20 protein-coding genes and 1 pseudogene are annotated in these 20,728 nt (G+C 57.3%); 7 read left to right on the top strand and 14 right to left on the bottom strand.

Features of this window, described 5'->3' with window-relative positions; all coding sequences use genetic code 11:
* Positions 1-21 precede the first annotated feature (21 nt).
* On the top strand, positions 22-1,005 hold the full coding sequence (locus tag AAHB66_RS01325; RefSeq protein WP_347114939.1) for a quinone oxidoreductase: 984 nt from the start codon (positions 22-24) through the stop codon (positions 1,003-1,005).
* Positions 1,006-1,188: 183 nt separating this feature from the next.
* On the opposite strand, the gene pspG is transcribed toward AAHB66_RS01325, so the two are convergent.
* The 4 genes from pspG to AAHB66_RS01305 all read right to left on the bottom strand — a co-directional run bounded on the left by pspG (position 1,189) and on the right by AAHB66_RS01305 (position 4,612).
* Complete coding sequence (gene pspG, locus AAHB66_RS01320) at positions 1,189-1,431, bottom strand: envelope stress response protein PspG (RefSeq protein WP_285127630.1); 243 nt, start codon at positions 1,429-1,431, stop codon at positions 1,189-1,191.
* Between the two features lie 142 nt (positions 1,432-1,573).
* Entirely contained in the window at positions 1,574-2,569 is a 996-nt protein-coding gene (gene dusA, locus AAHB66_RS01315; RefSeq protein ID WP_347114938.1) for a tRNA dihydrouridine(20/20a) synthase DusA, read from the bottom strand.
* An 80-nt stretch (positions 2,570-2,649) separates the two neighbouring features.
* A complete protein-coding gene (locus AAHB66_RS01310) occupies positions 2,650-3,960 on the bottom strand; it encodes a conjugal transfer protein TraF (RefSeq protein WP_347114937.1) in 1,311 nt (436 codons plus the stop codon).
* Positions 3,961-4,123: 163 nt separating this feature from the next.
* Entirely contained in the window at positions 4,124-4,612 is a 489-nt protein-coding gene (locus tag AAHB66_RS01305) for a cupin domain-containing protein (protein WP_347114936.1), read from the bottom strand.
* A gap of 112 nt (positions 4,613-4,724) precedes the next feature.
* On the opposite strand from AAHB66_RS01305, the gene zur reads away from it, so the two are divergent.
* Positions 4,725-5,240 (top strand): zinc uptake transcriptional repressor Zur, encoded by a 516-nt coding sequence (gene zur, locus AAHB66_RS01300; RefSeq protein ID WP_347114935.1) that lies wholly within the window; start codon positions 4,725-4,727, stop codon positions 5,238-5,240.
* 69 nt (positions 5,241-5,309) lie between these two features.
* Here zur and AAHB66_RS01295 read toward each other — a convergent pair whose 3' ends face one another.
* The 4 genes and pseudogenes from AAHB66_RS01295 to AAHB66_RS01280 all read right to left on the bottom strand — a co-directional run bounded on the left by AAHB66_RS01295 (position 5,310) and on the right by AAHB66_RS01280 (position 8,132).
* A complete protein-coding gene (locus AAHB66_RS01295; RefSeq protein ID WP_032615972.1) occupies positions 5,310-5,519 on the bottom strand; it encodes a CsbD family protein in 210 nt (69 codons plus the stop codon).
* 141 nt (positions 5,520-5,660) lie between these two features.
* Positions 5,661-6,980, bottom strand: a complete 1,320-nt coding sequence (dinF, locus tag AAHB66_RS01290) for an MATE family efflux transporter DinF (RefSeq protein WP_347114934.1) — start codon at positions 6,978-6,980, stop codon at positions 5,661-5,663.
* Between the two features lie 63 nt (positions 6,981-7,043).
* Positions 7,044-7,652, bottom strand: a complete 609-nt coding sequence (lexA, locus tag AAHB66_RS01285) for a transcriptional repressor LexA (RefSeq protein ID WP_032615967.1) — start codon at positions 7,650-7,652, stop codon at positions 7,044-7,046.
* A 110-nt stretch (positions 7,653-7,762) separates the two neighbouring features.
* Positions 7,763-8,132, bottom strand: a pseudogene (locus AAHB66_RS01280) (diacylglycerol kinase).
* A gap of 155 nt (positions 8,133-8,287) precedes the next feature.
* Between AAHB66_RS01280 and plsB the strand changes: the two are divergent.
* Positions 8,288-10,708, top strand: coding sequence for a glycerol-3-phosphate 1-O-acyltransferase PlsB (gene plsB, locus AAHB66_RS01275; RefSeq protein WP_347114933.1), 2,421 nt, complete (start codon positions 8,288-8,290; stop codon positions 10,706-10,708).
* 95 nt (positions 10,709-10,803) lie between these two features.
* On the opposite strand, the gene ubiA is transcribed toward plsB, so the two are convergent.
* From ubiA to malK, 5 genes are all read right to left on the bottom strand, one after another.
* Positions 10,804-11,673, bottom strand: a complete 870-nt coding sequence (gene ubiA, locus AAHB66_RS01270; RefSeq protein WP_347114932.1) for a 4-hydroxybenzoate octaprenyltransferase — start codon at positions 11,671-11,673, stop codon at positions 10,804-10,806.
* A gap of 12 nt (positions 11,674-11,685) precedes the next feature.
* Positions 11,686-12,183 (bottom strand): chorismate lyase, encoded by a 498-nt coding sequence (ubiC, locus tag AAHB66_RS01265; RefSeq protein ID WP_347114931.1) that lies wholly within the window; start codon positions 12,181-12,183, stop codon positions 11,686-11,688.
* A 182-nt stretch (positions 12,184-12,365) separates the two neighbouring features.
* Positions 12,366-13,331 (bottom strand): maltose operon protein MalM, encoded by a 966-nt coding sequence (gene malM / locus AAHB66_RS01260; RefSeq protein ID WP_347114930.1) that lies wholly within the window; start codon positions 13,329-13,331, stop codon positions 12,366-12,368.
* Between the two features lie 113 nt (positions 13,332-13,444).
* Positions 13,445-14,752: a maltoporin gene (locus AAHB66_RS01255; RefSeq protein WP_347116401.1), complete on the bottom strand. Its 1,308-nt coding sequence runs from the start codon at positions 14,750-14,752 to the stop codon at positions 13,445-13,447.
* Positions 14,753-14,823: 71 nt separating this feature from the next.
* Positions 14,824-15,933, bottom strand: coding sequence for a maltose/maltodextrin ABC transporter ATP-binding protein MalK (gene malK / locus AAHB66_RS01250; RefSeq protein ID WP_347114929.1), 1,110 nt, complete (start codon positions 15,931-15,933; stop codon positions 14,824-14,826).
* Positions 15,934-16,303: 370 nt separating this feature from the next.
* On the opposite strand from malK, the gene malE reads away from it, so the two are divergent.
* From malE to malG, 4 genes are all read left to right on the top strand, one after another.
* Positions 16,304-17,494 carry a maltose/maltodextrin ABC transporter substrate-binding protein MalE gene (gene malE / locus AAHB66_RS01245; RefSeq protein ID WP_032615953.1) on the top strand — a complete coding sequence of 397 codons (1,191 nt, stop codon included), beginning with the start codon at positions 16,304-16,306 and terminating at the stop codon, positions 17,492-17,494.
* Positions 17,495-17,614: 120 nt separating this feature from the next.
* Complete coding sequence (locus AAHB66_RS01240; protein WP_347114928.1) at positions 17,615-17,797, top strand: hypothetical protein; 183 nt, start codon at positions 17,615-17,617, stop codon at positions 17,795-17,797.
* The gene (gene malF / locus AAHB66_RS01235) at positions 17,748-19,160 is read left to right on the top strand and encodes a maltose ABC transporter permease MalF (RefSeq protein ID WP_347114927.1); all 1,413 of its coding nucleotides are present in this window, start codon (positions 17,748-17,750) and stop codon (positions 19,158-19,160) included. The genes AAHB66_RS01240 and malF overlap by 50 nt, the downstream gene beginning before the upstream one ends.
* Positions 19,161-19,174: 14 nt before the next feature.
* Positions 19,175-20,107: a maltose ABC transporter permease MalG gene (gene malG, locus AAHB66_RS01230; RefSeq protein WP_347114926.1), complete on the top strand. Its 933-nt coding sequence runs from the start codon at positions 19,175-19,177 to the stop codon at positions 20,105-20,107.
* A gap of 52 nt (positions 20,108-20,159) precedes the next feature.
* On the opposite strand, the gene psiE is transcribed toward malG, so the two are convergent.
* On the bottom strand, positions 20,160-20,570 hold the full coding sequence (gene psiE, locus AAHB66_RS01225; protein WP_103825384.1) for a phosphate-starvation-inducible protein PsiE: 411 nt from the start codon (positions 20,568-20,570) through the stop codon (positions 20,160-20,162).
* Positions 20,571-20,728 lie beyond the last annotated feature (158 nt).

The following is a 20,728-nucleotide window of genomic DNA, read 5'->3' as shown; positions in this document are numbered from 1 at the left end:
TCTAAGTCTAATGGAGGGAGCATGGCAACGCGTATTGAATTTCATAAGCACGGCGGCCCGGACGTTCTCAGGGCGGTAGAGTTCACGCCCACCGCGCCTGGCGATAACGAAGTCCAGGTCGAAAACAAAGCCATTGGCATTAACTATATCGACACCTATATCCGCGGTGGCCTCTATCCGCCCCCGGCCCTGCCAAGCGGGCTGGGCACAGAGGCGGCCGGGGTGGTGATCAAAGTGGGCAGCGCCGTTAAGCATATAAAGGAGGGCGACCGCGTGGTGTATGCGCAATCCGCCCTCGGCGCCTACAGCTCGATCCACAACGTCCCGGCGGATAAAGCTGCCATCCTGCCCGACGCCATCTCCTTTGAGCAGGCCGCCGCCTCCTTCCTGAAAGGGCTGACGGTCTTTTATCTGTTGCGCAAAACCTATGAGATCAAACCTGACGAACAGTTTCTGTTCCACGCGGCCGCAGGCGGCGTCGGGCTGATTGCCTGCCAGTGGGCAAAAGCGCTGGGGGCCAAGCTGATCGGCACCGTCGGGAATGCGCAAAAGGCGCAGCGCGCGCTGCAGGCGGGCGCCTGGCAGGTGATCAACTACCGCGAAGAGAGCATCGTTGAGCGGGTGAAAGAGATCACCGGCGGTAAAAAGGTACGCGTGGTCTATGACTCGGTGGGCAAAGATACCTGGGAAGCCTCGCTGGACTGTCTGCAACGCCGTGGCCTGATGGTCAGCTTCGGCAACGCCTCCGGCCCGGTGACCGGCGTCAATCTGGGCATTCTTAACCAGAAAGGCTCGCTGTTCGCCACCCGCCCTTCGCTGCAGGGTTACATCACCAATCATGACGAACTGGTTGAGGCCAGTAACGAGCTGTTCTCGTTGATTGCCAGCGGCGTGATTAAGGTGGATGTGGCGGAGGCGCAGAAGTATCCGCTGAGTGACGCGCAACGCGCGCATGAAGTGCTGGAGAGTCGGGCGACACAGGGGTCAAGTTTACTGATCCCCTAAAAAGAAATTGGGCTTCCCGTAGGAAGCCCTTTTCTTTTCTTTTTTTAGTTCGGCTGTATGTAGGGTACAGCGCGATGAATTCTTTAACGGCGGCAATAGTGACAGATTCGATAACTAAATCCTATTCTGTTCTAAGCAATGCTGCCGTAAAAGTTGCAAGGATGTGACGAACCGCTCAATACCTTAGTAACGAAAGCGGTTATTGCGCTGATAGCGTGGGATTTTTGGCGATTTAATCGCCCGTATCGCCCACACCACCGCCACGGCCAGCAGCAACCACGGCAGCAGTTTCAGCATCAGGGCAAACAAGCCGCCGATAAACATCACCACGGTGGCGACCACCAGCGCGGCAATAATCCCCAGCAGCGAGACGCCGGTTACCAACAGCATGACAAAAAATCCAATCACAAAAAGTAGTTCCAGCATGGCTCTCTCCCGAATGCATCACAACGATACGCTGCTATGACCTTTACAAGATCCGTGCCAAAACGTAACTCCTTGAGATAAAAACAAAACGCCCGGCAACAGGCTGCCGGGCGTGGTGAATTTGACGAACTTTTGGTGAAAATTATCGCTTGTCTGCTACCAGACGTAGCGCCTGCTCCAGCACCTCGATATCGGCACCCGCTTTATGGGCGTTTTCACTCAGGTAACGCCGCCACTGGCGCGCGCCCGGGATCCCCTGGAACAGACCCAGCATGTGGCGGGTCACGTGGCCCAGATAAGTGCCGTTGCTCAGCTCGCGCTCAATGTAGGGATACATCGCCCGCACCACCGCCACCGGATCGCGATCGGCGCTATCCATACCAAAGATTTCGCGATCCACTGCCGCCAGCACACCCGGATTCTGGTACGCCTCGCGGCCCACCATCACGCCGTCCATATGCTGTAAATGCGCTTTGGCCTCGTCAAGAGACTTGATGCCGCCGTTGATCGACATGGTCAGCTGCGGGAAATCGCGCTTCAGCTGATAAACGCGCGGGTAATCCAGAGGCGGGATCTCCCGGTTCTCTTTCGGGCTCAGGCCAGAGAGCCAGGCTTTACGGGCATGGATGATAAACATCTCGCACTCGCCCTTCCCGGCCACCGTGCCGATGAAGTCACAGAGGAATTCGTAGCTGTCCTGATCGTCTATCCCGATACGGGTTTTGACCGTCACCGGAATGGAGACCACATCGCGCATCGCTTTCACGCAGTCGGCCACCAGCTGCGCATTGCCCATCAGGCAGGCACCAAACATGCCGTTCTGCACGCGGTCGGACGGGCAGCCGACGTTGAGGTTAATCTCGTCGTAGCCGCGCGCCTCTGCCAGCTTCGCACAGTGCGCCAGCGCGGCCGGATCGCTGCCGCCGAGCTGCAACGCCACCGGATGCTCCTCTTCGCTGAAGGCGAGATAGTCGCCCTTGCCATGAATAATCGCCCCGGTGGTCACCATCTCGGTATAGAGCAGGGTATGGCGCGACAGCAGGCGCAGGAAGTAGCGGCAGTGTCTGTCTGTCCAGTCGAGCATCGGCGCGATGGAAAAACGATGAGCAGGATAGAGGGACGAATTTTCTGACGACATGGCGAAGTTTTAAGCATCTGCTGAAAATGGGGCGCTACTATAGCACATATTCGCCGGAGGCAGAGCGCCTCCGGATCCCCTCAGAAGGTGACGCTGAACTGCGCCCCGGCACCCCAGGTTTCATCCTCGCCGTAAATGCCGGTTAAATCGATATGCACGGTATTAAAGGGAGCGAAGCCGAGACCGCCGGTAACGACGTTACTGTCGTTGCCCTTCACGTCCCCGCGAAAGCCGCCGCGTACCGCCAGCCAGCCCAGCAGGGATACCTCTGCCCCCACCCCGACATACTGGGCGTTCTCTTCGCTTTTGAAGCCCCGGGTTTCGGTCAGATCGCCATCGGCGCTGAGGGTGAGCAGGCCGGTGTGCCAGGCCACCCCCGCCGTGACCAGAGGGCGGATCTGGTACGTGTCCTGATAGCTCACCTCCTGCCCGGTACGCCCGTTGAGAATGCGGATATCGTTGGTATCAATATCCCGTGAGAACAGGTTCTGCCCGCTCAGGCCGACCGTCCAGTTTTCACCAAAGTCGACCGCGACGCCGACATCGACGTTAAAACTGGTATCGTCATTGCGGTTACGACTGCTGTTAAAATCGCCGCTGTCGTAGGTATAGATGGAGGTGGTGTAGTTGTAGAGCCAGGTTTGTTGCAGTTTTGGCGTTACGCCGACCGATACCGGCAGGCCGTTGAACTCAAACTGACGGGCAACCGCCACGCCGTAGTCGGAGACGATCGCCGCCCTGCCCATGGCAACGGAGTTGAGGTTACGGGTAATGACGTCGCTGCCGTTCCGGGCCGCCCCCAGCGCCATCTGGTTGGTCATCCCTGCGTTGCCCTGTAGTCTGCGCAGAAAATCGATATCCTGCTGATCGATCTCCGAGCTGATGCGCGCGTGGGCATTGGCCTTAGCGACAAACGCCAGCGACAGCCCCGAGCCCGGGATACTGACGGCTATCCCTGCCCCGGCGTTACCGTGCGCGGTTTTGCCCTCGAGGAACTCCAGCTGATCGGCCAGATTGCCTGCGGCGCCCTGAAGATCGCTGAGCGTCCCCTGCGGATCGGCCAGGATCCTCGCCACGGTCAGATCGTCGATCATCTCCCGATCGGCGCTGATCTCATCGCTGATTTCATCGATCTTGTCCTGCAGATTGTCTTTATCGCTGATTTGCGCCCCCACCGAGGGGAATATAATGGCGACGTCGTCTTCTGCTTTCGATTTTGCCAGCAGGGCCGGGTTGATCAGCACCCCGCTGCTATAATGCGCCGACGCAACGCCCGTTCCACCCATTGCATCGCCGCGTGCTTCCGTCCAGGTATTTGCTGCTCCAGCATGATTAGGCAAAAGGAAAGCGGTGGCAATTCCCGCCACAGAAATTTTGAATTTAATTTTCACAGGACACCTGACTTATTGTGGGTGAATAAACCCCGGCGGCTAAATACCGCGCAGGGGCATACGTCCTTTGTGAAAAAAGTATGAGGAGCCGAATTTATCTAAACTTTAGTATTAGATTAAGTTATTGATTTCCTTATTTCTTTAATATGTATAGAACAAGAAATTACTTTTGCCCTGGTTTTCCGTCATGCGGTCCAAAAAATTGCGGCGGATGATCTATCCAGCGATCTTCGCGCGTCGCGGCATATACAGCATTTAGCGGATAATAAATTCGGTTATGTTTTTTATTCGCTTCACCCACCACTAATAACCGCACTTCTTCACTGGTATTATTAATAAAGGTGTGGCAAACGCCCGTCCCGGCAGGAAAACCGACGCTGTCCCCCGGTTCCAGCTTCCATAAATAACCGTTGATCCAGGCTTCGGGATAACCTTCGAGCACAAAGATAAACTCCTCTTCATCGCTTTCGGCATGAGGATAGGAGGTGCGACGCCCGGGTGGCAGGCGTTCATGGTGGATACCGAGGCGGCCCAGTCCCAGCGCACGGGCCAGCGGTGCGCCAATGGAGAAATGCTCTGTGCTGTCAGGGTAGGTAGAGTCGTCGGCGCCTTCTACTTCACGCCAGTGTCGAATGCAGTCAGGTCTTTTCATCTTTCCATCTCCTGTGGTTTTTCGTCAGGGTAGCATACCCGCGGGATCTCGGCGTTTAGGCCAGAACATGGTAAACTGGCGGTTTGTTATTCCACGTCATTCGAGGTGCAAAATGGAAACGACCACAATGCAGGCACTGTTAGCGCAAGCCGAAAAGCTGTGCGCGCAACGCAATGTGCGCCTGACTCCGCAGCGCCTTGAAGTGTTGCGTCTGCTGAGCCTGCAAAACGGGGCCATCAGCGCCTATGACCTGCTCGACCTGCTGCGCGAGAGCGAGCCGCAGGCCAAGCCGCCTACCGTCTATCGGGCGCTCGATTTCTTACTTGAGCAGGGCTTTGTGCATAAAGTGGAATCGACCAACAGCTACGTGCTGTGCCATCTGTTCGATCAGCCTACCCACACCTCAGCGATGTTCATCTGTGACCGCTGCGGCAGCGTGAAGGAAGAAGGCGCGGAAGGGGTGGAAGATATCATGCATAGCCTGGCGGCGAAGATGGGCTTTGCCCTGCGCCACAACGTGATTGAAGCGCACGGACTGTGCCGCAACTGTGTGGAAGTGGAAGCCTGCCGCCATCAGGAAGATTGTCAGCACGATCACTCTATCCAGCTAAAGAAAAAGCCGCGCTGAGGGCAAAAAAACGGGCGACCTGAAAGGTCGCCCTGGGCGTACATCCGTGTACCTGCGGGTATAGGTTAATTACCAGCGATAGTTGTTACGGGTTTCCCAGTCACCAACTTCTTTCTCTGCCTGGTCTTTCTCATAACCATAGCGTTCCTGGATTTTACCCACCAGCTGGTCACGTTTACCTTCAATGACGGTCATATCGTCATCAGTCAGATCGCCCCACTGTTCTTTTACTTTACCTTTGAATTGCTTCCAGTTACCGCCGACTTGGTCTTTATTCATCATCGATTCCTCTTCGTTCGGTCGTTAAGGTTAAGTTCGTCCTGAAATACGTTTCGTGCTGGACGTGATAATTATTATAGATAACCCTGCGGCGTTAGGTTTGTTATTCGGAATCTTTTACCATTCAGCCAGGCGAAGCCGCTATGAAAACCAGCTGCCGTTGCGCCAGTGACGGTGCCAGATCCAGGCCAGAGAGAGCCCCCGCAGGGCCAGGAACACGCTCAGGGCCAGCCACAGGCCGTGGTTACCCAGCCACGGGAGGGTGAACAGCGTCAGGCCAAATCCGGCGGCCGCCACGGCCATGCTGTTGCGCATCTCTGCCCCACGGGTTGCGCCGATAAACATGCCATCCAGCAAATAGCACCAGACGCCCACCACCGGCAGGACCACCTGCCAGATAAGATAGTGGCTCGCCAGCGCGCGCAGTTCAGGCAGCGAGGTCAGCAGGGCAATGATCCTGTCTCCTGCAAGGGCATAGACGAGCGCAAAGGCCAGCGCCACCAGACCGGACTGTCGGCAGGCCGCCCGCCACACTTCCCGCAGCTGGCCGCTTTCCCGTGCGCCGTATGCCTGCCCGGAGTGCGCCTCAACCGCATAGGCGAAACCATCCAGCGCATAGGCGGTAAAGGTCAGCAGGGTCATCAGCACGGCATTGACGGCGATAATTTCCGGCCCCAGCCGCGCGCCCATCACCGTCAGCGCCCCGAAGCAGAGTTGCAGCAGCAGCGAGCGCAGCATGATGTCGCGATTGAGGGCCAGCAGCTTGCGGATGTTGCCCCGCCAGCTCGCTTTCAGCAGCGCCAGCGAAATACCGCGCAGGGCCAGCACCCGCCAGACCATCCACAGGCCGATTAACAGGGTGGCGTACTCTGCGATAGCGGTTGCCAGCGCGGCCCCCTGCACGTTCATCTGCAGGCCCATCACCAGCCACAGATCCAGCACGATATTGAGCAGGTTGCCCACCACCAGCAGGATCACCGGCGCCCGGGCGTACTGCACGCCCAGCAGCCAGCCGAGCAGCACCAGGTTAGCCAGCGAAGCCGGGGCGCTGAGCCAGCGGATCTCAAGGAAGCGCCGCGCCTGATGGAGAACGGCCTCGCTGCCGCCGACGATATGCAGCGCCAGATCGATAAGCGGCGTGCGCAACAGCACAATCAGCAGCCCGGCACCCAGAGCCAGGATCAGCGGCTGCACCAGCGCGCGGGCCAGACGCAGCGGATCCTTTGCGCCATAGGCCTGGGCGGTAAGCCCGGTGGTGCTCATGCGCAAAAAGAGCAGCAGCATAAACAGGAAGCTGGTTGCCGTCGCGCCGATGGCGACACCGCCCAGATAGACGGGCGAATCAAGATGACCAATTACTGCCGTGTCCACCAGCCCAAGCAGAGGGACGCTGATATTGGAGACGATCATGGGAAGTGCAAGACGCCACAACGCCTTGTCTGAAGCAGTCAGGAGAGACATGAAAATGTTCGCCAGAGGCAGGAAAAGCAAACTGCGGCAGCGCCGCAGTTTGTCAGAAATCAGTTATAACCATTCACCGTTGCGGATGACGCCAACCGCCAGGCCTTCGATGGAGAAGTTATTTTCACGCAGGTCGACAACTATCGGGGAAAACTCGCTGTTTTCCGGCAGCAGCTGCACGGTGTTGCCCTGCTTTTTCAGGCGCTTAACGGTGACTTCATCATCTATGCGCGCCACTACGACCTGACCGTTACGCACGTCCTGCGTTTTATGCACCGCCAGCAGATCGCCGTCCAGAATACCGATGTCTTTCATCGACATACCGCTTACACGCAGCAGAAAATCTGCGCTCGGTTTGAACATGCCTGGATCGACCTGATAGTGGCCTTCAATGTGCTGTTGCGCCAGCAGCGGTTCCCCGGCAGCGACGCGACCGACGAGCGGCAGGCCCTCTTCGGCTTCAACCAGCAGGCGAATACCACGAGACGCACCGGAGACAATCTCAAGCACACCCTTGCGCGCCAGTGCCTTAAGGTGCTCTTCGGCGGCATTTGGAGAACGGAAGCCAAGACGCTGCGCGATTTCTGCACGCGTCGGCGGCATACCCGTCTGGCCGATATGATCCCGAATGAGATCAAACACCTCTTGCTGCCTGGTCGTTAACGCTTTCATTCCGCCCCCCTGGGTGTATATACAGTTATGCTGTGAGTATATACAGCTAAAGGTGATTTTGGAACCACAAACCGCATAAAAAACCAGAGACTTGTTCGGTTTCTGAAGGCTTATCGTAAATGTCCCCAAAGCAGCGTGACCCAGGTAAACAACGCAACCATAATCGCCATCAGCACTGCGGCAGAGCCCATATCTTTGGCCCGGCCCGACAGCTCGTGAAAATCAGTGCCGATGCGGTCGACTACCGCCTCGATCGCACTGTTCAGAATTTCGACTATCATCACCAACATCACCGAGCCAATCAGCAATACGCGGGTGATGGGATCAACATCCAGCCAGCAGGCAATAATAATCGCCGCGACGACCGCAACCCCCCTCCTGGCGAAATGCGGCTTCATTGATCCAGGCAGCACGGATGCCCTTCCATGAATAGCCGGCAGCTTTAATGATTCGGGTTAACCCAGTGGTATTATTGGCCATTAAAAGAAACCTTTCTTCGAAAATAGCGTCAGAAACGGTGGCTTAAGCGCCTGGCGCAGCCACCGGAAGTATGACGGGTAACAACAGAAATTTTGCGCGCTTTCTGTTATCCTTGCGCCGCAATTGCATTTTTAACCAGAGGCTTTACATCGTTTATGTCTGGCTGGCCACGAATTTACTACAAATTACTTAATTTACCATTAAGCGTCCTGGTAAAAAGCAAGTCTATTCCGGCGGTTCCGACGCTGGAGTTAGGACTCGATACCTCGCGTCCTATTATGTACGTTTTGCCTTATAACTCGAAGGCCGACTTGCTGACGCTGCGCGCCCAGTGCCTGGCGCACGATCTCCCCGATCCGCTGGAGCCGCTGGAGATCGACGGCACCCTGTTGCCGCGCTACATCTTTATCCACGGTGGCCCTCGCGTGTTCACCTGGTACACGCCGAAAGAAGAGTCGATCAAGCTGTTCCATGACTACCTCGATCTGCACCGCAGCAACCCGCTGCTTGACGTGCAGATGGTGCCGGTGTCGGTGATGTTTGGCCGCCGTCCGGGGCGCGATAAAGGCGAGGAAAACCCGCCGTTGCGCATGCTCAACGGGGTGCAGAAATTTTTCGCCGTCAACTGGCTGGGCCGCGACAGCTTTGTGCGTTTCTCGCCGTCAGTCTCACTGCGCCGCATGGCCGATGAGCACGGTACGGATAAGACCATCGCCCAGAAGCTGGCACGCGTGGCGCGCATGCACTTTGCCCGTCAGCGTCTGGCCGCGGTAGGCCCGCGTCTGCCGGCTCGTCAGGATCTGTTTAACAAGCTGCTGGCCTCGAAAGCGATCGCCCGCGCTGTCGAAGACGAAGCGCGCAGCAAAAAAATCTCCCATGAGAAGGCGCAGCAAAACGCCATCGCCCTGATGGAAGAGATTGCGGCTAACTTCTCCTACGAGATGATCCGCCTCAGCGACCGTATCCTGAGCTTTACCTGGAACCGTCTCTATCAGGGGATCAACGTGCACAACGCCGAGCGTGTGCGCCAGCTCGCTCACGACGGCCATGAGATTGTCTACGTGCCCTGCCACCGCAGCCACATGGACTACCTGCTGCTCTCGTACGTGCTCTATCACCAGGGGCTGGTGCCGCCGCACATCGCTGCGGGTATCAACCTTAACTTCTGGCCGGCAGGCCCGATCTTCCGCCGTCTGGGTGCGTTCTTTATTCGCCGTACCTTTAAGGGCAACAAGCTCTACTCTACGGTGTTCCGTGAGTATCTGGGCGAGCTGTTCAGCCGCGGCTACTCGGTGGAATATTTCGTGGAGGGTGGCCGTTCCCGTACCGGGCGTCTGCTCGATCCGAAGACCGGCACCCTGTCGATGACCATTCAGGCGATGCTGCGCGGCGGTACGCGTCCAATCACCCTGGTGCCGATCTACATCGGTTACGAGCACGTGATGGAAGTGGGTACTTACGCCAAAGAGCTGCGCGGTGCTACCAAAGAGAAAGAGAGCCTGCTGCAGATGCTGCGCGGCCTGAGCAAGCTGCGTAACCTCGGCCAGGGGTATGTCAACTTCGGCGAACCTATGCCGCTGATGACCTACCTCAACCACCGTGTGCCGGAGTGGCGCGAGTCCATCGATCCGATCGAAGCGGTGCGTCCTGCCTGGCTGACGCCAACGGTGAACGCCATTGCTGCCGACCTGATGGTGCGCATTAACAACGCCGGGGCGGCCAACGCCATGAACCTGTGTTGTACCGCCCTGTTGGCCTCTCGCCAGCGCTCGCTCACCCGCGAGCAGCTGACCGAGCAGCTCGACTGCTACCTGAACCTGATGCGCAACGTGCCTTACGCGGCAGATGCCACGGTGCCGACCGCCAGCGCCAGCGAACTGATCGAGCACGCGCTGCAGATGAATAAGTTCGAGGTCGAGAAGGATACCATCGGCGATATCATCATTCTGCCGCGCGAGCAGGCGGTACTGATGACCTACTACCGTAACAACATTGCGCATATGCTGATGCTGCCTTCGCTGATGGCTGCCATCATTACCCAGCATCGCCAGATCAGCCGTCAGGCGCTGCTGGAGCACGTCACCGCCCTCTATCCGATGCTGAAAGCCGAGCTGTTCCTGCGCTGGAACAACGAGGAGCTGGTTGAGGTGCTGGATCAGCAGATTGCAGAGCTGACCCGCCAGGGACTGATTTCGCAGAAAGAGGACGTTCTGCTGATCAACCCATCCCGGGCACGCACGCTGCAGCTGCTGGCGGCGGGCGCACGCGAAACCGTGCAGCGCTACGCCATTACCTTCTGGCTGCTGAGCGCTAACCCGTCGATCAACCGCGGTACGCTGGAGAAAGAGAGCCGCACGCTGGCACAGCGTCTGTCGATGCTGCACGGCATCAACGCGCCGGAGTTCTTCGACAAAGCGGTCTTCAGTTCGCTGGTGTTGACGCTGCGTGACGAGGGTTATATCAGCGACAGTGGTGATGCCGAGCCGGAAGAGACGATGAAGGTGTACCAGATGCTGGCAGACCTGATTACCTCCGACGTGCGCTTAACGATTGAGAGCGCGACGCAGGGCGAGTAGTGCATAAAAATGCCGGGTGGCGGCTCCGCCTTACCCGGCCTACGATTTAGCAGAACCTGTAGGCCCGGTAAGCGCTAGCGCCACCGGGCATTTTTTTATGCCCAGTAGCTAATCGCTAACCCGACAAACAGCACCAGACCGACGTAGTTGTTATTAAGAAACGCTTTAAAACAGGCGTCGCGCTCGCGGTTGGCGATAAGCTTCTGCTGGTAGATAAACAGTATCCCTGCCGCCGCGACTGCGGCGTAAAAGGCCCCGTTCAGCTGGTTCAGATAACCAATCGCCACCATCAGCCCCAGCACTGCCACCTGTAAAATCCCGATGATCAGCTTGTCCTGACGGCCAAACAGAATGGCGGTGGATTTGATGCCGATTTTCAGGTCATCGTCCCGGTCGACCATCGCGTACTGGGTATCGTAGGCTACCGCCCAGAGGATATTCGCCAGGAACATCAGCCAACAGCTCAAGGGCACGCTTTCGCTGACGGCGGCAAACGCCATCGGGATCGACCAGCCAAAGGCCGCCCCCAGCACCACCTGCGGCAGATGGGTGTAGCGCTTCATAAACGGGTAGACCCAGGCCAGGGCCAGCGCTGCGACGGAGAGCAGAATGGTCATGGTGTTCAGGGTCAGCACTAACAGGAACGACAGCAGCACCAGCACCACAAACAGCGTGCGCGCCTCTTTCTCGGTGACATCGCCGCTCGGCAGCGGACGATTCGCGGTGCGTTTCACATGGCCGTCAAACTTACGATCGGCATAGTCGTTGACGACACAGCCTGCCGCACGCATCAACCAGACGCCCGCCACAAATACCGCCAGGATCCACAGCGGCGGCAGCCCGGGGGTTGCCACCCACAGCGCCCACAGGGTCGGCCACAGCAGCAGCAGCGCACCGATCGGCTTGTCGGTTCGCATCAAGCGGTGGTACGCCAGCAGCTTGTTCTGCGTCAGACTCCACTCCATTTTTTCTTCCTCTTAGTACAACGGCGACGCCGGTAAAAACAGCTCGGTCAGCATCAGGGGCTTACCACTTAAGCGCAGGCGGGAACGGCGTCCCCACAGCCCGGCATCGCGACCAATTTCAATAAAATCTCGGGTAAGTTCGGAGGAGGTGAACAGATAACGCCCCAGCGGGGTTTTGCCCATCTGCTGCAGCGCCAGCTCCGGCCCGGTGAGCGTGGATTCAGGCACCACGGTGCGTCCGGCCAGCCACGGCTCGCCGTCGGCACAGAGCAGGATCTCCCGCAGCCAGTAGCGTGCCTCCTGCGGCAGCAACGGCAGCTCATCCGCGACCGCGTCAGGCGTGACAAATCCCTCCTGAATGAGGGTGACGGTGACCTTTTTGCCCTGCTGCTCAAAACGTTTGGTCATGGAATCTTCCAGCAGCAGCCAGTCGAGCTGCTCCGGTTCCAGCGCAGGGATTTCGTCAAAATAACGCAGCGCGCGCAGTTGCGTTAGCGCGGGGTGTGACATGCCAGACTCTCCGATACATAACGTGAAGCTATTGTATCGCAGAAACGCGGAATGGGGGCGGGCAAACGTGAACTAGCGAACATTATCGCAACAGAGATGCAACAGCGGCAGACCGTGCAAAAAAAAGTGCGCCCGTAAGGGCGCACCAAACTACTGACAAAATCAGCACTGTGGGGAGACGGTCACCCCTTGCCTTTTACACTGCTGATAAAGGTGGAACGGGCAGTGGTCGAGCCTAAACGCTCGGCTTCATCAAGGAGTTTCAGCGCCTTGTCGACATCGCCTTTATCTACTGCCTGTTTAATGGCCTGATTGAAGTAGGTTTCGGTGTCGTTAAGCACCGGCTCGCTCTTCTTCGCAGCGACCGGGGCAGCAGCGGTCGCCGGTGTAGCGGTGGCCGGGGCTGCGACTGGCGCGGCATAGACCGGAGCAGGTGCTGCGGTGTTACCCACGGTCACCGGGCCGGTGCCGGAAGAACCAAACAGCGGGCCAACCAGCACGCTGGAGGCGCTGTTGGTGGAAACTTTCAACCGCAGCTCACCGTCGGTGACGTGGCGGGCAAGCGGGTCAGGAATATCCGGTACGGCGTTGCCGGTGCCTTTGGCATAGGCTTTTGCCGGGTTGATGAGTTTGGTGGATTGCTGCAGATCTTTATCGGTAGTAAACACCAGCACATACAGTTTTTGCTGGCCCAGTGCAGGCGTCAGGCGCATTACCCCTTCCAGGCGGTCAGCGCTCATTACGCCCGGCTCCTGGTAGGTGAAGTACTCGCTCGGGAAGTAGGCCGATGGCGTCAGGTTCTGATCCAGAATCAGCACGTTCGGGGCGAAGACGCTGGTTTGCTTGTTCACAATACTGTTCAGCGTCAGGGTGATTTCACCGATATTGGCAGGCACGCTGTAGGCCGCCACCGGGCCGGCGATCCCCGGCACATTCAGGGACTGACCGCCGGTAGAAAGCTGAGTGGTCTGGGCTTTCGACTGGTCGACAGGCGTCCAGACCAGCTGTTGCAGCGCAGCGGCCGGAACTGCAGGCGCGGCGCTGGTGTTTTGCGGTACAAAGTTGACGTTAGCGAGAGTGATGGCTGGGGCACTTGCCAGCAACCCTGCAGAGAGGCACAGCGCGACGAGACTTTTCTTCATTTTCATTGTTTTTACCTCAGATAGCATAAGCACTGCGGTGGCCAGGCAATAGCGCGCAGGACTCTACGAAGAGAGGGGCTTACGCCCCTCTTTTAGGTCAGTACATCAGGTGTTACGTATTACCACCAGATTTCCATCTGGGCGCCGAAGGTCCACTCATCGTTGTCGCCGCGGCTGAAGGTTTTGGTAGAGGTGTCGTTATACGCGATGCCAGAGGTGTAGCCAGTATCGCCGTTGTTTGCGTAACCCCATTTCTCATCCCACTTGGCGTAGGTTGCGAATACACGGATAGCCGGACGAGACCAGATGCTGTCGCCTGCCTGCCACTGCTGTGCCAGGGTGATTTTGTACTGGCTGTTGGTGTCGTCAGTTTTCTGAGATTTGACGTTGTCGTAGCCCACTTCCAGCAGGGTGGACATGATTGGTGTCCATTTGAACATTGGACGAACACCGACGGTCCACCACTCGGTACCGTTGTTGTTGTCACGGTCGATGTTCTGGTACATACCGACGTACATCAGATCCCACTGGTCAGCCAGGGTGATGGCACCGTGGTCGAGAACGCGCAGCAGAGAGCCGTCGTTATCAACGTTACCGCCCTGTGGAATACCTTTGCCGTTAGAGGTCATGGAGTCCGTGCCGTACTGCAGAACGAACTTGTTGAAGCCTTTCAGCATGCTCTGGGTGTGTTCAGCAGTGAACAACCAGCCATCTTTAGAGGCGCCAGGCTGCAGGTAGAAGTCGTCAGGAATGTTGGTATGACCGTAGTCAACGCCCAGCTCCAGGGTACCGCCTGGGTTGATTTCCATGCCCGCTAAACGGATATCGAAGACATCGTTTGGCACGACGTTGTCATAAATACGGTCGCCATTCGCATCACGATCGGCGAAGGTCGCAGAACCGCCGGACTCAGAAGAGCGGGTGGCTGCCAGAGAGAGTTTACCGAAGCCCAGATCGATGTTTTCGATACCTGCACCAGGACCTGAAATATCCCAGTAGTAGAAGTCGATCATGTGGACGTCATGACGCTGATAGAAGCGCTTACCGGCCCAGATGGTAGAGCCTGGCAGCCATTCAATCAGGTTTTTACCCTGCACGTTTGCTTCACGGAAGGCCGGGCTGGTTGATTCCCAGTCGTTCTGCTGTGAAACAGAGTAGGCTACGTTGGTGTCGAAGTAGAAGCTCTTGTCGCCTTCTTTCCACACTTCCTGGCCCAGTTTCAGTTCGGCATAGGTTTCACATTCGTTACCAAGACGGTATTTACTTTGTGCACCTGTTGCCTGGAAACACTGCTGTTCGCCACCACTCCCGGTCCAGCCAATGCCAGAACGAGCATAACCTTTAAAGTCTACAGCGCCGGCCTGGGCAGACAGGATGCCTGCCGCAATGGCGACCGCCAGAGGGACTTTGCGCAGAGTAATCATTATTCTATCTCCTGAGATCATTGCTTTTCTTTGAACACTTCACCTGATGGTTTCGTGCTTATTATTGGGATTGCTTAAACGCCTGGCTCCTGATGCAACCGACGACATGCAGTGCCATCTTCCCGGAAGAGATGGCAGCGCTCTGGCGGCAAGCCGATAGCGAATGTGGCACCCTCTTTTACCAACACCACGTCATTCTGGCGGTACACCAGGTTCTGACGAATGGCGGGGATCTGGATATGAATCTGTGTTTCATGACCAAGTTGCTCAACCACCTGAACCTCGCCTTCCAGCGTCACATCAGCGATGTGGCTCGGCAGCAGATGCTCAGGGCGGATCCCGAGGGACATGTTTGCCCCCACGTTGACGTTTGCACTGTCTACCGGTAACCACACCTGCTGGCGGTTCGGCAGCTCTACCTGAACCTGTTCGATAGCGGTGGCGGTGACTTTGACCGGCAGGAAGTTCATCTTTGGCGAGCCAATAAAGCCCGCAACAAAGCGGTCTGCCGGGTAGTGATAGAGTTCCAGCGGTTTGCCCACCTGTGCCACGCGACCGGCATCCAGCACCACAATCTTGTCGGCCAGGGTCATCGCTTCGACCTGATCGTGGGTGACGTAAATCATGGTGCGACCCAGACGCTTGTGCAGACGGGAGATTTCAATACGCATCTGCACGCGCAGCGCGGCGTCGAGGTTCGACAGTGGCTCATCGAGCAGGAACACGCGCGGTTCCGCCACCAGCGTACGGCCAATCGCCACACGCTGACGCTGGCCACCGGAGAGCGCCTTCGGCTTACGATCTAGCAGGTGCGCCAGCTGGAGCACCTCGGCGACCTGGGTCACGCGCTGGTTGATGGTCTCTTTTTTGGCGCCGGCCAGCTTCAGGCCGAACGACATGTTCTCGGCAACGGAGAGATGCGGATAGAGCGCATAGGACTGGAATACCATCCCGACGCCGCGCTCCGCAGGTGGGATATCGTTCATCCGGGTATCGCCAATCATCAAATCACCGCTGGTGATGGTTTCCAGACCGGCAATCATGCGCAGCAGCGTGGATTTACCGCAGCCTGACGGGCCAACAAAAACCACGAATTCGCCTTCCTGGATATCGAGGTTGATATCTTTTGATACCACCACGTCACCCCAGGCTTTCGTTACGTTACGCAGTTCTACGCTCGCCATGCCCTACTCCCTTCGTTACAACCTGTCATCGACAGAAACATTCAATATGGGCTGACTATGCGGTATCGCGCGGCGTCGCGAATCCTCCACCCCCTGCCTTTTTTATGGGGGGAGGAGGCGGGAGGATGAGAGAGAGGACTCAGCCAGCGCGGCCGGGGGGCTGAGGCTAAATTCGTGATGTCACTGGCAAAATTCACCGTACTTTTATGTGCGCTGGGACACATAACTCAATTTTATGCAACGCAGATCACATAAAACGGGGGTGGGGCGTAGGGGACGGGAGGATGGAAAGAGGATGTCAAATAAGGAGACTGAGCGACGTTGAACCACCTCATGTATCCACAGCACATCACCAAAAAGGATGGCAGATATGAATATCAAGACTGGCGCACGCGTTTTCGCATTGTCCGCCCTTGCAGCAATGATGATCTCCGCTCCGGCGCTCGCCAAAATTGAAGAAGGTAAGCTGGTAATCTGGATTAACGGCGACAAAGGCTACAACGGCCTGGCCGAAGTGGGTAAAAAATTCGAGAAAGATACCGGCATCAAAGTCACCGTTGAACATCCGGACAAACTGGAAGAGAAATTCCCGCAGGTTGCGGCGACCGGCGACGGCCCGGACATTATCTTCTGGGCGCATGACCGTTTCGGCGGCTACGCACAGTCTGGCCTGCTGGCGGAAGTCTCTCCGGATAAAGCCTTCCAGGACAAGCTGTTCCCGTTCACCTGGGATGCCGTGCGTTACAACGGCAAGCTGATCGCGTACCCGGTTGCGGTTGAATCGCTCTCCCTGATCTACAACAAAGACCTCGTACCTAACCCGCCGAAAACCTGGGAAGAGATCCCGGCTCTGGATAAAGAGCTGAAGGCGAAAGGTAAGAGCGCGCTGATGTTCAACCTGCAGGAGCCGTACTTCACCTGGCCGCTGATTGCTGCCGATGGCGGTTACGCGTTCAAGTTTGCTGACGGCAAATATGACGTGAAAGACGTCGGCGTGGACAACGCAGGCGCGAAAGCGGGTCTGACCTTCCTGGTTGACCTGATCAAGAACAAACACATGAACGCGGACACCGATTACTCCATCGCCGAAGCCGCCTTCAACAAGGGCGAAACCGCGATGACCATCAACGGTCCGTGGGCGTGGTCCAACATCGACAAGAGCAAGATCAACTACGGCGTTGCGGTGCTGCCAACCTTCAACGGCAAGCCGTCTAAACCGTTCGTTGGCGTGCTGAGTGCCGGTATCAACGCCGCCAGCCCGAACAAAGAGCTGGCGAAAGAGTTCCTGGAAAACTACCTGCTGACCGATCAGGGTCTGGAAGAAGTGAACAAGGACAAACCGCTGGGTGCCGTGGCGCTGAAATCCTTCCAGGAGACGCTGGCGAAAGATCCACGTATCGCCGCCACCATGAGCAACGCCGAGAAAGGCGAAATCATGCCGAACATCCCACAGATGGCTGCCTTCTGGTATGCCACCCGTACTGCGGTGATCAACGCCGCCAGCGGTCGTCAGACTGTGGATGCCGCGCTGAAAGATGCTCAGGGTCGTATTACTAAGTAGTAAGTAACAGCGGCGGGTGGCGCTTCGCTTACCCGCCCTACAACTACGGTTCGAACCGTAGGTCAGGTAAGCGGAGCGCCACCTGACAATAAGTTTTCACAGTTGTAGAGGAAGATCCCCATGGATGTCGTTAAAAAGAAACACTGGTGGCAAAGCGACACGCTGAAATGGTCAGTGATTGGTCTGCTGGGCTTGCTGGTGGGTTACCTTATTGTTTTGATGTACGCCCAGGGGGGAGTACCTGTTTGCCGCCATGACGCTGATTTTAAGCGCGGTCGGCCTCTATATTTTCGCCAATCGTAAAGCCTACGCCTGGCGCTATGTCTATCCGGGCGTGGCCGGGATGGGGCTGTTTGTCCTGTTCCCGCTGATCTGCACCATCGCCATTGCCTTTACCAACTACAGCAGCACCAACCAGCTCGCGCAAGAACGTGCCCAGCAGGTGCTGATGGACCGTTCCTATCAGGCCGGTAAGACCTTCAACTTTGGCCTCTACCCGGCCGGTGATGAGTGGAAGCTGGCGCTGACCGACGATGCAACGGGCAAAAACTACGTCTCCGACGCCTTTAAATTTGGCGGCGAGCAGAAACTGGCCCTGAAAGAAGCCGACGCCCTGCCGGAAGGCGAGCGCGCTAACCTGCGTGTCATCACCCAGAACCGACAGGCATTGACCCAGATTACCGCCGAGCTGCCGGACGAAAGCAAAGTGATCATGAGCTCGCTGCGCCAGTTCTCCGGCACCCGCCCGCTCTACACGCTGGGCGATAACAGCACGCTCACCAACAACCAGACCGGCGTGAAGTACCGTCCGAACAACGAGATTGGCTTCTATCAATCCGTGAATGCCGACGGTAACTGGGGCGACGATAAGCTCAGCCCGGGCTATACCGTCACCATTGGCTGGGACAACTTTACCCGCGTCTTCACCGACGAAGGCATTCAGAAGCCGTTCTTCGCCATATTCGTCTGGACCGTGGTCTTCTCGGTACTGACCGTGATCCTGACCGTGGCCGTCGGCATGGTGCTGGCCTGCCTGGTGCAGTGGGAAGCGTTAAAAGGGAAAGCGATTTACCGTGTCCTGCTGATCCTGCCGTATGCCGTACCGTCGTTCATCTCGATTCTGATTTTCAAGGGCCTGTTCAACCAGAGCTTTGGTGAAATCAACATGATGCTGAGCGGGCTGTTTGGCATCAAGCCGGCCTGGTTCAGCGACCCGACCACCGCCCGCACCATGATCGTTATCGTCAACACCTGGCTCGGCTATCCGTACATGATGATCCTGTGCATGGGGCTGCTGAAGGCGATTCCGGACGACCTGTACGAAGCCTCGGCGATGGACGGTGCGACCCCGTTTCAGAACTTCTTTAAGATTACGCTCCCGCTGCTGATCAAGCCGCTGACGCCGCTGATGATCGCCAGCTTCGCCTTTAACTTTAACAACTTCGTGCTGATTCAGCTGTTGACCAACGGTGGCCCGGACCGTCTCGGCACCACCACGCCAGCCGGTTATACCGACCTGCTCGTGAGCTACACCTACCGTATCGCCTTCGAAGGCGGCGGCGGTCAGGACTTCGGTCTGGCGGCAGCGATTGCCACCCTGATCTTCCTGCTGGTAGGCGCGCTGGCGATTGTGAACCTGAAAGCCACACGCATGAAATTCGACTAAGGAGGGCACAGAACATGTCTATGGTCCAACCCAAATCTCAGAAGCTGCGCCTCTTCGCCACGCACTTAGGCCTGCTGATTTTTATCGCGGCGATCATGTTCCCGCTGCTGATGGTTATCGCCATCTCCCTGCGTTCGGGTAACTTCGCCACCGGCAGCCTGATCCCGGATCAAATATCCTGGGAGCACTGGAAGCTGGCGCTGGGCTTCAGCGTGGAGCACGCCGATGGCCGCGTCACGCCGCCGCCGTTCCCGGTCCTGCTGTGGCTGTGGAACTCGGTGAAAGTCGCCACCATCACTGCGATCGGTATCGTGACGCTCTCCACCACCTGCGCCTACGCCTTTGCCCGTATGCGCTTCAAGGGGAAAGCGACGCTGCTGAAAGGGATGCTGATTTTCCAGATGTTCCCGGCGGTACTGTCGCTGGTGGCCCTGTACGCGTTGTTTGACCGTCTCGGCCAGTACGTGCCGTTCATCGGTCTGAACACCCACGGTGGGGTGATCTTCGCCTACCTCGGCGGGATCGCGCTGCACGTCTGGACCATCAAGGGCTATTTCGAAACCATCGACAACTCGCTGGAAGAAGCGGCCTCGCTGGATGGCGCCACTCCGTGGCAGGCGTTCCGCCTGGTGCTGCTGCCGCTCTCCGTGCCGATTCTGGCGGTGGTCTTTATTCTGTCGTTTATCGCCGCTATCACCGAAGTGCCGGTCGCATCGCTGCTGCTGCGTGATGTGAACAGCTACACCCTGGCGGTAGGGATGCAGCAATACCTCAACCCACAAAACTACCTGTGGGGCGACTTTGCCGCAGCCGCCGTACTCTCCGCTATCCCGATCACCGTCGTGTTCCTGCTGGCCCAGCGCTGGCTGGTGAACGGCCTGACCGCGGGGGGGCGTGAAAGGTTAAGTTTCATTGTTATGCCACTGCAACCCTCAACTTTGCCTTGATGTCTTGATCCAAACTTGTGACTGTATTCGGCGGCCCTCGGGCCGCCTTTTTTTATTCCCGCTTCAGTCGCTTCGAGTTGCACAGCCAGAGTGTCACCACCAGCAGCAGGATCGCCGCCGAGTAGAGCAGCACGTCGAGGGGCGATTTATGATCGACGATAATCAGTCGCACAATCGCGGTGATACCAATGTAGACAAAGTAGCGCAGCGGGAAGTGAAAGCCAGACTGAAAGTACTTGACGATCAGGGCGATAAATTCGAAGTAGAGAAAGTAAACCACCAGCCCTTCAACCAGCTCGTATTTGCTGGTTTGCTCAGGGGCAAAAAGCACATCAGCCAGATGCACCGTCTCTTTACCGAGGAAGACGACCAGGATCAGGCCAAGGCTCAGCAGACCCAGGTTCAGCACGGTCTGCAGAATGGTTGAGATAAACTCAACGCGCGGGCGAGTCAGGGATGTCATACAGCACCTCATTCTCCGGGGCGAGGTTCCTGTATAACGCAAAAATGTGACGGGGATCTATATTTTTTGTTTATATTTTGTTCAGATCTGCCGGGCGGCACTTCGTTTGCCCGGCCTACAGGGTTTTGTAGGCCCGGTAAGCGTAGCGCCACCGGGCA

The sequence above is a fragment of the Leclercia sp. S52 genome (assembly GCF_039727615.1).
GTDB classification, from domain to species: domain Bacteria; phylum Pseudomonadota; class Gammaproteobacteria; order Enterobacterales; family Enterobacteriaceae; genus Enterobacter; species Enterobacter adecarboxylatus_B.
This window is presented reverse-complemented; position numbering and strand designations above follow the sequence as displayed.

Bases quoted from the DNA above. Each gene is read 5' to 3' on its own strand.
- malM (WP_347114930.1), bottom strand. From the start codon at position 13,331: ATGAAAATGAAGAAAAGTCTCGTCGCGCTGTGCCTCTCTGCAGGGTTG.
- pspG (WP_285127630.1), bottom strand. From the start codon at position 1,431: ATGCTGGAACTACTTTTTGTGATTGGATTTTTTGTCATGCTGTTGGTA.
- AAHB66_RS01325 (WP_347114939.1), top strand. From the start codon at position 22: ATGGCAACGCGTATTGAATTTCATAAGCACGGCGGCCCGGACGTTCTC.
- ubiA (WP_347114932.1), bottom strand. From the start codon at position 11,673: ATGGAGTGGAGTCTGACGCAGAACAAGCTGCTGGCGTACCACCGCTTG.
- zur (WP_347114935.1), top strand. From the start codon at position 4,725: ATGGAAACGACCACAATGCAGGCACTGTTAGCGCAAGCCGAAAAGCTG.
- lexA (WP_032615967.1), bottom strand. From the start codon at position 7,652: ATGAAAGCGTTAACGACCAGGCAGCAAGAGGTGTTTGATCTCATTCGG.
- ubiC (WP_347114931.1), bottom strand. From the start codon at position 12,183: ATGTCACACCCCGCGCTAACGCAACTGCGCGCGCTGCGTTATTTTGAC.
- dinF (WP_347114934.1), bottom strand. From the start codon at position 6,980: ATGTCTCTCCTGACTGCTTCAGACAAGGCGTTGTGGCGTCTTGCACTT.
- AAHB66_RS01295 (WP_032615972.1), bottom strand. From the start codon at position 5,519: ATGAATAAAGACCAAGTCGGCGGTAACTGGAAGCAATTCAAAGGTAAA.
- plsB (WP_347114933.1), top strand. From the start codon at position 8,288: ATGTCTGGCTGGCCACGAATTTACTACAAATTACTTAATTTACCATTA.
- AAHB66_RS01305 (WP_347114936.1), bottom strand. From the start codon at position 4,612: ATGAAAAGACCTGACTGCATTCGACACTGGCGTGAAGTAGAAGGCGCC.
- malF (WP_347114927.1), top strand. From the start codon at position 17,748: ATGACGCTGATTTTAAGCGCGGTCGGCCTCTATATTTTCGCCAATCGT.
- psiE (WP_103825384.1), bottom strand. From the start codon at position 20,570: ATGACATCCCTGACTCGCCCGCGCGTTGAGTTTATCTCAACCATTCTG.
- AAHB66_RS01240 (WP_347114928.1), top strand. From the start codon at position 17,615: ATGGATGTCGTTAAAAAGAAACACTGGTGGCAAAGCGACACGCTGAAA.
- malK (WP_347114929.1), bottom strand. From the start codon at position 15,933: ATGGCGAGCGTAGAACTGCGTAACGTAACGAAAGCCTGGGGTGACGTG.
- dusA (WP_347114938.1), bottom strand. From the start codon at position 2,569: ATGTCGTCAGAAAATTCGTCCCTCTATCCTGCTCATCGTTTTTCCATC.
- malE (WP_032615953.1), top strand. From the start codon at position 16,304: ATGAATATCAAGACTGGCGCACGCGTTTTCGCATTGTCCGCCCTTGCA.
- malG (WP_347114926.1), top strand. From the start codon at position 19,175: ATGTCTATGGTCCAACCCAAATCTCAGAAGCTGCGCCTCTTCGCCACG.